This is a genomic window from Mycobacterium persicum (genome assembly GCF_002086915.1).
Lineage (GTDB): Bacteria > Actinomycetota > Actinomycetes > Mycobacteriales > Mycobacteriaceae > Mycobacterium > Mycobacterium persicum.
Genome location: NZ_MWQA01000001.1, coordinates 6,132,988 through 6,142,829 on the forward strand (window position 1 = coordinate 6,132,988; position 9,842 = coordinate 6,142,829).

General features: G+C 67.1%; 9 protein-coding genes. 6 read left to right on the top strand and 3 right to left on the bottom strand.

Annotation, left to right across the window (positions count from 1 at the left end):
• Nucleotides 1-44: 44 nt before the first annotated feature.
• From B4U45_RS27730 to B4U45_RS27755, 6 genes are read left to right on the top strand one after another with little or no spacing between them, the layout of a single operon-like run.
• A complete protein-coding gene (locus B4U45_RS27730) occupies nt 45-1,271 on the top strand; it encodes an inositol-3-phosphate synthase (RefSeq protein ID WP_075549583.1) in 1,227 nt (408 codons plus the stop codon).
• Nucleotides 1,268-2,113 (top strand): SCO3242 family prenyltransferase, encoded by an 846-nt coding sequence (locus tag B4U45_RS27735; RefSeq protein ID WP_082275669.1) that lies wholly within the window; start codon nt 1,268-1,270, stop codon nt 2,111-2,113. The genes B4U45_RS27730 and B4U45_RS27735 overlap by 4 nt, the downstream gene beginning before the upstream one ends.
• Nucleotides 2,113-3,534, top strand: a complete 1,422-nt coding sequence (locus B4U45_RS27740) for a TIM barrel protein (protein WP_075549552.1) — start codon at nt 2,113-2,115, stop codon at nt 3,532-3,534. Before B4U45_RS27735 ends, B4U45_RS27740 begins: the two co-directional genes overlap by 1 nt.
• Nucleotides 3,531-4,382 (top strand): TatD family hydrolase, encoded by an 852-nt coding sequence (locus B4U45_RS27745; protein WP_075549551.1) that lies wholly within the window; start codon nt 3,531-3,533, stop codon nt 4,380-4,382. Before B4U45_RS27740 ends, B4U45_RS27745 begins: the two co-directional genes overlap by 4 nt.
• Nucleotides 4,382-5,500, top strand: a complete 1,119-nt coding sequence (gene eboE, locus B4U45_RS27750) for a metabolite traffic protein EboE (RefSeq protein WP_075549550.1) — start codon at nt 4,382-4,384, stop codon at nt 5,498-5,500. Before B4U45_RS27745 ends, eboE begins: the two co-directional genes overlap by 1 nt.
• A complete protein-coding gene (locus B4U45_RS27755) occupies nt 5,497-6,921 on the top strand; it encodes an alkaline phosphatase family protein (protein WP_082275668.1) in 1,425 nt (474 codons plus the stop codon). Before eboE ends, B4U45_RS27755 begins: the two co-directional genes overlap by 4 nt.
• Here B4U45_RS27755 and B4U45_RS27760 read toward each other — a convergent pair.
• The 3 genes from B4U45_RS27760 to B4U45_RS29660 form a co-directional block, all read right to left on the bottom strand.
• Nucleotides 6,833-8,233 (bottom strand): amino acid permease, encoded by a 1,401-nt coding sequence (locus tag B4U45_RS27760; RefSeq protein WP_075549547.1) that lies wholly within the window; start codon nt 8,231-8,233, stop codon nt 6,833-6,835. The two genes, B4U45_RS27755 and B4U45_RS27760, sit on opposite strands and share 89 nt — an antisense overlap.
• Before the next feature lie 51 nt (nt 8,234-8,284).
• Nucleotides 8,285-9,457 (bottom strand): PPE family protein, encoded by a 1,173-nt coding sequence (locus B4U45_RS27765; RefSeq protein WP_075549546.1) that lies wholly within the window; start codon nt 9,455-9,457, stop codon nt 8,285-8,287.
• 52 nt (nt 9,458-9,509) lie between these two features.
• Nucleotides 9,510-9,842 (bottom strand): PPE family protein, SVP subgroup (locus B4U45_RS29660; protein WP_423734692.1); only part of this gene is annotated, 333 nt, incomplete at its 5' end.

The window sequence follows — 9,842 nt, forward strand, 5'->3', positions numbered from 1 at the left end:
GAGACATCAGATTTTTGCAGCGTTCGGCGATCGAGGACGGCGCGATGGACCACGACGACACCACATCCCGGGTGACCGCGCAGCCCCGCTGCGGCCTGTGGCTCAGTGGCGCGCGGGGGTCAGTGGCGACCACGTCGATCGTGGGTCTGTATGCGCTCAGCGCCGGTCTGATCCCCGAAACCGGCTGCGTGACGGCGACTGCCGACTTCGCCGGCGTCCCATTGCCGAAATATGCCGACTTCGTGGTCGCCGGACGTGACCTTTCGACCGCTCCGTTGGCCAAACGCGCCGAGGCTCTGGTCGAGGCGGGACTGCTGCCGCACCGAGTGGTCGCGGCGGTGTCAGATCGCCTGGCGGCCACCGAAGACGAGATCGTCGGTCCGTCCTGCGTGGCCACGCCGGATCCGTCCACCGTCGGTGCCAGCACCCAAGCCGAGCTGATCGACCGGCTCAGCGACGCGATGGGCTCGTTCATCTCGCGCAACGCACTTGACGTCTTCGTGGTTATCGACGTGGCATCGACGCAGCCGCCGGTGCCGGACCGCCCCGAGTACCACGACCCTGACCTCTTGCGGGCCGCGCTGTGTGAAAAGGACCGCATGGTGCTGCCGGCGAGCGCGCTGACCGCCCTGGCGGCGATCCGCAATGGCGCCGCCTACTCCTGCTTCACCCCGTCGCCCAGCATGGGCGTTCCCGCATTGCGCAGCTTGGCCGATGAGGCCGACATTCTCTACGCCGGCCAGGACGCCAAGACCGGCCAGACCTTGCTGCGCACCGTGCTGGCGCCGATGTTCGCCAGCCGGGCGATGACGGTGCACTCCTGGGCGGGAACGAATCTGCTCGGCGGCGGCGACGGAGCCACGCTCGCCGACCCGGTCGCCGTGCAGTCCAAGCTCGCCAGCAAGCAGCGTGGCATCCAGCAAATGCTCGGCGGCGCCGTCAATGCTCCGCTGCATATCGACTACGTGCCCGATCTCGGGGAAACGAAGGTTGCGTGGGACCACATCCACGCCACCGGATTTCTGGGCGGTCAGATCACCCTGCAAACCATCTGGTCCGCGCCGGATTCCGCTTTGGCCGCGCCGTTGGTTCTCGACGTGGCGCGGCTGCTCGCGATGGCCCGGATGCGCGGTGCGCACGGTGTCGTCGGGCAACTCGGCTTCTTCTTCAAGGAACCATGGGGCTCGTCGACGCATTCACTTGCGGCGCAATACGAGGCACTGGTGCATTGGGCCAAGTCCTTTGCGAACCCGGTTTCGGCCGGGCAGTGAAGATCAAGGCATACCTGGACCTGATGCGGGCGCCTGCTGCGCTCACCGTGCTGGGTGACACTGCGGTGGGCGCCATCTGGGCGGGGTATCCGCTGACCGGACGCCGGCTCGCGCTACCGCTGGCGTCGGCGCTGCTGTATTGGAGCGGCATGGTGCTCAACGACTGGGCCGACCGGGAGCGCGACGTCGTCGAACGCCCGGAGCGGCCGATTCCGTCGGGTGAAGTGTCGGCCGCTACGGCGCTGTCGGTCGCAGCCGGCCTGGCCGGGGCTGGGCTGGCGACCGCAACGGCGGTCGGCGGCCGCCACGGCCTGGCCGCCGCGGGCCGAATCACGTTGTGCGTCGCCGCTTATGACCTGGTTGCCAAGGACACCGCCGCGGGGCCCTTGGTGATGGCGGGCTGCCGGTTCCTCGATGTGATGCTCGGCGCCGGCCCGAATTATCGGCGCGCGCTAGTGCCGGCGTCGGTGATCGGCGGGCACACCACGGCGATCACGGTGCTGTCCCGCAGTGAGGTCACGGGTTCGGAACCGAGATTGCCGGCGATCGTCGGTGGTATGGCGACGGCGGTGGCCGCCGCGGCGATGGTGAGCACGCCGGGGTTTCGCGCCGCACCGGCCGCGGCGGTGTACGCGTGGTCGTTTGGCCCCGGTTTGTGGAAGGCGTGGCAGCAACCGACCGCCGAGGTTCTTCGCAGCGCGGTGCGCAGTGGCATCGCGTCGACGATCGCGGTACAGGCGATGTTGGCCGCCCGGGCGCCGCGCACCATGCTGGCGTTGTGTGGGCTGGCAATTGGATTGCGGTTCAAAGTTTCTGCGCCCCGACCCACTGAGGTGACCTGATGCACGTTGGCTACAACACGAATGGCTTGACCGATCACCCGCTTGCCGACGCGCTCGCGCTGATCGCCGATCACGGGTATACCGCCGTCGCGCTGACCATCGGCTACCCGCATGTCCGACCGTTCGACTCCGATCTCGGTGCGCAGCTGGGCGCGTTGCGCGCGCTGCTGGACACTCACGGATTGCAGGTGGCGATCGAAACGGGGGCACGCTATCTGCTGGATCCGCGGCTCAAGCACAAACCTGCGCTGGTCGATATCGCCGCCGAACCCCGCGTCGAATTCCTGCGGCGGGCAATCGATATTGCCGCGGACCTCGGGGCCACCTGCGTGTCGCTGTGGTCGGGCTATGCCGTTGACTACAGCGACCCCGACACCACCCGGGAGCTGCTGGTCGGCAGGCTGGCGCAGGTGGTCGACTATGCGGACCGCAAGTCGGTCACGCTCGGATTCGAGCCCGAACCCGGCATGTTCGTCGAGACGGTAGAACACGCCCTCGAGGTGTGCCGGGCACTGGGCGATCCGCCGCGACTGGGGATCACGCTCGACGTCGGTCACTGCGTGATGACCGAGCCGGGCGGTGCGCACGCGGCCATCGCCGACCTGGGCGACAAGCTCGTCAATGTCCACCTCGACGACATGACACCGCTCAAACATGAACACCTCGAGTTCGGCCATGGCGCCCTCGATCTCGGGGCGGTGATGGATGCCCTGCAGACCAGCGGCTTCGCCGGTGTCGCCTCGGTCGAATTGCCACGTCATTCCCACGACGCACCGAATGTGCTGCGGCGCAGCATGTCCGCCATCAATCGCGCCAGGCTGCCGAACGCGGCACGCTCCTGGATCTACAACGCCGCGGCCGTGATCCGCAGCGGCCCGGACAAGATCCTGGAAATCTTCCCCAAGGCGCAGCGCTGGATGTCGCAGATTTCCGGTGACGCGACCCTGATGGCCCGGGTGCAACTGCTGACCACGCTGGTGGCCGAAATTCCCGACGAGACAGCGGGTCCGCTCGTCGAAAGGCTGTACCAGTGGGGGGATAGCGACGAACGCCTGGCGGTGCTGCGCGGCCTGGAGACGGCGGCGCTGGACGGCAACTTCGGACCGGTTACCACAGCGGCCGGCGTGACGCTGGCCGAGGATGCGTTGCGGTGCAACGATCCACGGCTGGTCGGCGCGGCGCTCGGCGGATTCGGAACCCGGTTCCTGGCCCAGCCCACCTGGCGTCATGGCGTGATGAAGCTGATCTTCATGGAGGTGCCGTTGCGTGCCGTACCCGGCCTGCGCATCCGGGCCGATGCGGAATTAAGCCGGATGGCAACCGATTACATCAGCGAACGGACTGCCGCCGGACGGCCGGTGTCGGCCGACGTGCGGATGCTGCAGCAGCTGGCCGCCACGATGACGGAGGTGCCGGAGTGAGGATCTTCGACCCGCACATTCACATGACGTCACGGACCACCGACGATTACCAGGCGATGTATGCCGCGGGCGTGCGTGCCGTCGTGGAGCCGGCCTTCTGGATGGGCCAGCCCCGCACCTGCGCGGGATCGTTCGTCGACTACTTCGACAGTCTCATCGGCTGGGAGCGTTACCGCGCGTCCCAGTTCGGTATCGCCCACAACTGCACGATCGCGCTGAATCCTAAGGAGGCCAACGACAGCCGCTGCCGGGCCGTGCTCGAGCAGATCCCGCGGTATCTGTCGAAGAGCGGTGTGGTCGCCGTCGGTGAGATCGGCTACGACTCCATGACACCGGAGGAAACCTCGGTGTTCCACACGCAATTGGAGATGGCCGCCGAGCACGGCCTGCCCGCGTTGGTGCACACCCCGCACCGGGACAAGCTCGGGGGCACACTGGCCAGTATCGAGCTGGTGAAGCGGGTCGGAATCGATCCGGGAATGGTGCTGCTCGACCACCTCAACGAGGTGACCATTGAGCCCGCCCGAGACAGCGGATGCTGGATGGGCTTCTCCATCTATCCGGACACCAAGATGGACGAAGCGCGAATGGTCGTCTTGATGCAGCGTTTCGGCCTCGAACGCATCATCGTCAACTCGGCCGCCGATTGGGGACGATCCGATCCGCTCAAGACGGTCAAGACCGCCAAGGTGATGCTGGCGGCCTCGTTCAGCGACGACGACGTCGACCGGGTAATGTGGCGCAACCCGGTCGAGTTCTACGGCCAAAGCGGGCAACTTCGCCTGTTGAGCGAAGAGCAGCAGGCGGCCTTTGCCGGCAACACCATCAACCGCGGCGAAAAGCGCTGATGCTGTCCTACTGCAGCAACGTCGTCGCTGCCGACAGTGTGCAGGCGCTGGAGCACCGACTGCTGTCGGTGTTCGCGCCGGCTCGGCAACGCGCGGGTCTGGAACGCCTCGGCGTCGGCCTGTGGTTGCCGGCCGCCACCATGGCCCGGTTGGCCGCTGATCGAGCAGCGCGCAGCCGGCTGGCCGCGATGCTGGCCGACAACGGGCTTGCCGTGGTGACCATGAACGCTTTCCCCTACGGGGTCTTTCACGGCGACTCGGTGAAACATAAAGTATACCAACCCGATTGGACGTCGCCGGCCCGGCTGGAATATACCCGCCACTGCGCCGAGGTGCTCAGTGACCTGCTGGCCGGCGCCGAACACGGCACCATCTCGACACTGCCGCTGGGCTGGAGCACCCCATGGGACGACTCGGCCGATGCCCGGGCCCGGCAGACGCTGGCGGCGCTCAGTGACGATCTGCGGCGCATCGAAGAAGAGTCCGGGCATCGAATCAGGATGGCCATCGAACCCGAGCCCGGCTGCGTGATCGGATCATGCCGTGACGCCATCGGTTGGTTCGGCCGCGGCAGCGTCGATACCCGCTACATCGGGCTGTGCCTGGACACCTGCCACCTGGCCGTGATGGATGAGAACCCGGCCGAGGTGGTGGCCGGCCTGGCCGACATCGGCATCGACGTGGTGAAGATCCAGGCCTCCAACGCAATTGCGATCGACGACCTGGCCGCCGACGGGGTTGCCGAAGCCTTCGCCGAGTTCGCGGGCTCCCCGTATCTGCATCAGGTCAACGGCATCGACGCCGACGGGCGCCAGTGGTTCCGCGACGACCTGTCCTTTGCGGACCCGTCGACACCGCGAACCGGCAGCGCCCGGGTGCACTACCACGTCCCGCTGCACCTCGCTCCGCCCGCACCATTGGGCAACACGTCGCACGTACTGGCCGACGTGATGGCAATGCTGGGCGAAGGGGCGTTACCTCAACCCATCGACGTCGAAATCGAAACCTACACCTGGGAAGTTCTTCCGTCGTCGCTGCGGAAGGGCAGCCTGGCCGAGGATATCGCGGCCGAAATCCGTTGGCTGAAAGACCTGTTGCGCGAACGGGACGCGGCATGACCCGACGAGTTCTGCTGGTCAACGTGGTCGGGCTTACCCAACCGCTGCTGCGGCAGATGCCGAATCTCGCCGCGCTCGCCGCCCAGGGAGCGATGCGACAACTGGCACCGGTGTTCCCGGCGGTCACCTGCTCGGTGCAGTCGTCGATGGTCACCGGCCTGATGCCCAACCAGCACGGAATCGTCGGCAACGGCTGGTATTTCCGTGACCTGGGCGAGGTGCTGCTGTGGCGCCAGAGCAACAAGCTGGTTGCGGGGGAGAAGGTTTGGGAGACCGCCGCCGGGCGCTTCGACGGATACACCTCGGCGAACGTCGGCTGGTGGTATGCGATGAACGCGAGCAACGACGTGATCGTCACGCCGCGGCCGGTGTATCACCAAGACGGACGCAAATCGCCGGACTGCTACGTCGTGCCGTCGGATCTGCACGACATCCTGACCGACAAGCTGGGCGTGTTCCCGCTCTTTCAGTACTGGGGCCCGACGGCCGACATCACGTCGTCGCGCTGGCTGGTGGACGCCTCTCTGGAAATCCTGCAACGGTATTCGCCCACCCTGCTCACCGCGTATATCCCGCACCTGGACTACGACTTTCAGCGCTACGGTCCCCGGTCACCGCAGGCAATCACCGCCGCCGCCGACGTCGACGCGGCGCTGGCGCCCTTGCTGGCGGCGGTCGCCGAGCACGACATGACGACCATCGTCGTCTCCGAGTACGGGATCGCACCGGCTGAGCGCCCGGTGGATATCAACCGTCAACTCCGGCGGGAAGGGTATCTGAATGTCTACACCCAGCAGGGCCGGGAATACCTGGACCCGTGGACATCGCGGGCGTTCGCCGTCGCCGACCATCAGGCCGCCCATGTCTATGTGCGCGACCCGTCCGATATCGCCCGGGTAGCGGGCCTGGTCGCAGCGCTTGACGGGGTGGACCAGGTCATGGACCGAAACGCGCAGCAGCGCTTGGCAATTGATCATCCGCGGGCAGGTGAGCTGGTGGCGGTCGCCGAACCGGGCGCCTGGTTCACCTACTACTACTGGCTCGACGACGCCCGGGCTCCGGAGTTCGCGCCGTGCGTGGACATCCATCGCAAGCCGGGATACGACCCCGCCGAGTTGCTGATGAACCCCGACGATCGGACCGTCAAAGCCAAAGCCGCCGCGGCACTGGCCAAGAAGGCGTTGGGCCTTCGATACACCATGGGTGTGATCGCTCTGAACGGCAGGCATGTCGGCGGCACGCACGGCAGGCTGCCGGATGGCGACGAGGACACGCCGCTGATCATCACCTCGTCACCAGATCTGCTGCCGGATCAGGCCGCGCCCCTGCCGGTCACCGCGGTGCGTGATGTGGTGCTGAAGGCTCACGGCAGGCGGGCACGCTCGGGGCGCGCCGCCGGACCATCAGCCAACCCCCGGTGAGGGTCATGAACCAGAGCGGGACCAACGCCAACGCGACCGCGGTTTCGGTCTTGGTGGTGAGGGTCCAGATCACGAATACAAAGAAAGCCAGGACCGCCCAACACATGCTGACGCCGCCGGGCATCTTGTAGAGGGAGCCGGCGTGCCGCTGTGGGTGCCGGCGACGGTATACGAGGTAGCTGACGACGATCGTCGTCCACACGAACATGAAGAGCAGCGAGGCGACGGTGGTGATCAGGGTGAAGGCGCCGATCACCGAACCGCCCGCGTAGAGCAGCGGTATGGAGGTCAGCAGCAGCGGAGCCGTGAACACGATGGCCGACGCGGGCACCCCCCCGCGGTTGAGCCGTTGGAACACTGCCGGCGCGCTGCCCTCGTCGGCCAGACCGAACAGCATCCGGCCGGTGGAAAACACCCCGGAGTTCGCTGACGAGGCGGCCGCGGTGGTCACCACGAAGTTGACCACTGATGCTGCTGCCGCAAGACCCGCCAGCGAGAACATTGTCACGAACGGGGATTGGCCGCTGGCGAAGCGCCGCCAGGGCACCACGGCCAGGATTGCCACCAGCGCGCCGACGTAGAAGATCGCCACCCGCACCGGAACGGCATTGATCGCCCGGGGAATGGTGCGGGGCGGGTTGGCCGTTTCGCCGGCGGCGGTGCCGACGAGTTCGACACCGATGTAGGCGAAGAACGCGATTTGGAAGCCACTGGCCAAGCCCATGAAGCCCTGAGGGAACAATCCGCCGTCGTTCCACAGGTTTTCGATCGTCGCCCGATCCCCTTGCGGGGAAACGAAGTTGGTCACCACCAGGAATGCGCCCAAGAGGATCAGGCTCAGTATCGCCACGACCTTGATCAACGCCAGCCAAAATTCCATCTCGCCGAAATGGCCGACGCTGAACAAGTTGACCGTCAGGATGAGGCCAACGGTGAGCAGCGCCGGTAACCACATCGGCGAGGCGGGCCACCAGAACCTGGCGTAGCCGGTGATCGCGACCAGGTCTGCGATGCCGGTGACGACCCAGGCGAACCAGTACGACCACCCCAGATAAAACGCCGCGGCAGGCCCCAACAGGTCGGCAGTGAAATCGACGAACGACTTGTAGCTCAGGTTCGACAGCAGCAATTCACCCATCGCCCGCAGCACGAAAAACACGAAGAACCCGATGATTGCGTACACCACCAGGACGGCGGGTCCGGCAAGGGAAATGGTGCGTCCGGAGCCCATGAACAGGCCGGTGCCGATCGCACCCCCGATGGCGATCAGCTGGATGTGACGGTTGGAAAGCCTGCGCTGCAGGTGCGGCATGTGGGGTCCTCATCACGTGGTGGATTGAATTGTGCACCACCGCAGCGGCGGTCATCCCGCAAATGGCGGCCGGGACATCACGGTGACTCGAAACCCGTACTTGGGTCCCGCGCCGGCGGCGGCAGCGCCCGGGCCGGCCAGTGGCAATCCGCCCAGCAGACTTCCCGGCGCACCGGCCTCCGGCGGGTTGACGATGTCGCTGGCCAATGGCGCGGCGTCCGCGACCGCCGGGCCCGGGCCCGGATTGGCGGACCAGGTGGGCGGCACCGACAACTTGCCGAGGGCGGATGCGTTGCCCAAACCGGCGGTTACCGGTCCGGCGCCGCCGAGAGCCGCTGGCGCGGCGGTTGCCGCTGCTGACGCCGCTCCGGCGGCGGCATCGGCGGCCTGCGGTCCGATCCAACCGAGCGCCCGCCACGACGTGATCAGGCTGTTGCCGATACCGATGGCGAAATATGGCAGACCCACGGTGTTGTAGAGGAGTTGCGATATCGGCATATACCAGTCGATGAGCCACTGCAGCCATCCCGGATTCGAGGTCAAACCCCCAGCGGTCAGGACCGATGAGACGGGTGATGCGAGTCCCAGCAGCATGCTCGGCAGCTCAGAAATCAGCCCCGCCAACGTGTTCTGCGCCGCCCCGGCCGAGGTTGCGACGGCTTGGGTGACCGCGGCGGACTGGGTTGCGGCCGCGGCGGGGCTGGTGATGTGCGGCGGCGGGGTGTACGGGGTCAGCTGCGCCGCGCTCGCCGAGGAACCCGCATAGCTGTACATCGCCCTGGAGTCCTGCGCCCACATCTCGGCATATTGAGCTTCCAGGGCCGCGATCGCGGCGCCGTATTGTCCGTACACGTTTTTCGCGATCAGCGATGCCAGCTGAGCGCGATTGGCCGCGATGAGCGGTGGGGGCACGACGGCGGCAAACGCCGTCTCGAATGCCGCCGCCGCCGCCCGTGCCTGAGTTGCGGCCTGCTCGGCCTGCGCGGCGGCGGCTCGCATCCACCCCAGGTACGGTAGGACCGCCTCCATCATCAGCGTCGACGCCGGCCCCAGCCATTCTTCGGCGTGTAGCGTCATCACCACCCGCTCGTAGCCGTCGGCGGCCAAACTCAGCTCGGAAGCCAGCCCGCTCCAGGCCGACGCCGCCGCGACCAGCGGGGCTGATCCCGGTCCGGCGTACAAGCGTCCGGAGTTGACCTCCGGTGGCAGCGCCCCGAAATCCATCGCTATGAGCTCCTTACGTAATGGCGGCTCGCCATGTCGATCACTGAACCGGTTATCCGGCGTTCGGCGGGCGACATGTCACCCGGATTCGTGATCCATACCGGCGGCCGAAGTTGCCGCCGGCCTCAGCCGCTCGCGACCGTGACGGTGATACGCCCGGCAGCAGGCCCGACATTTCACCGGCCCGGACGGCGGCGCGGACGCCACGGGGCGACACCGTCGTCACCTTGGCGCCTGCGGCCGAGGGCACGGGGTCCCACCCCGGTGGCACCGACATCGGTCCGATCTTGACGGCCAGACCGGCACTGATCGCCGCCGGTCCGGCGCCCACTTGCGACAAGCTCCACGCCGCGGCGGCGCCGGGCACGCCGGCCGCCGCTGCGGC

Bases quoted from the DNA above. Each gene is read 5' to 3' on its own strand.
- B4U45_RS27730 (WP_075549583.1), top strand. From the start codon at position 45: ATGGACCACGACGACACCACATCCCGGGTGACCGCGCAGCCCCGCTGC.
- B4U45_RS27740 (WP_075549552.1), top strand. From the start codon at position 2,113: ATGCACGTTGGCTACAACACGAATGGCTTGACCGATCACCCGCTTGCC.
- eboE (WP_075549550.1), top strand. From the start codon at position 4,382: ATGCTGTCCTACTGCAGCAACGTCGTCGCTGCCGACAGTGTGCAGGCG.
- B4U45_RS27755 (WP_082275668.1), top strand. From the start codon at position 5,497: ATGACCCGACGAGTTCTGCTGGTCAACGTGGTCGGGCTTACCCAACCG.
- B4U45_RS27760 (WP_075549547.1), bottom strand. From the start codon at position 8,233: ATGCCGCACCTGCAGCGCAGGCTTTCCAACCGTCACATCCAGCTGATC.
- B4U45_RS27765 (WP_075549546.1), bottom strand. From the start codon at position 9,457: ATGGATTTCGGGGCGCTGCCACCGGAGGTCAACTCCGGACGCTTGTAC.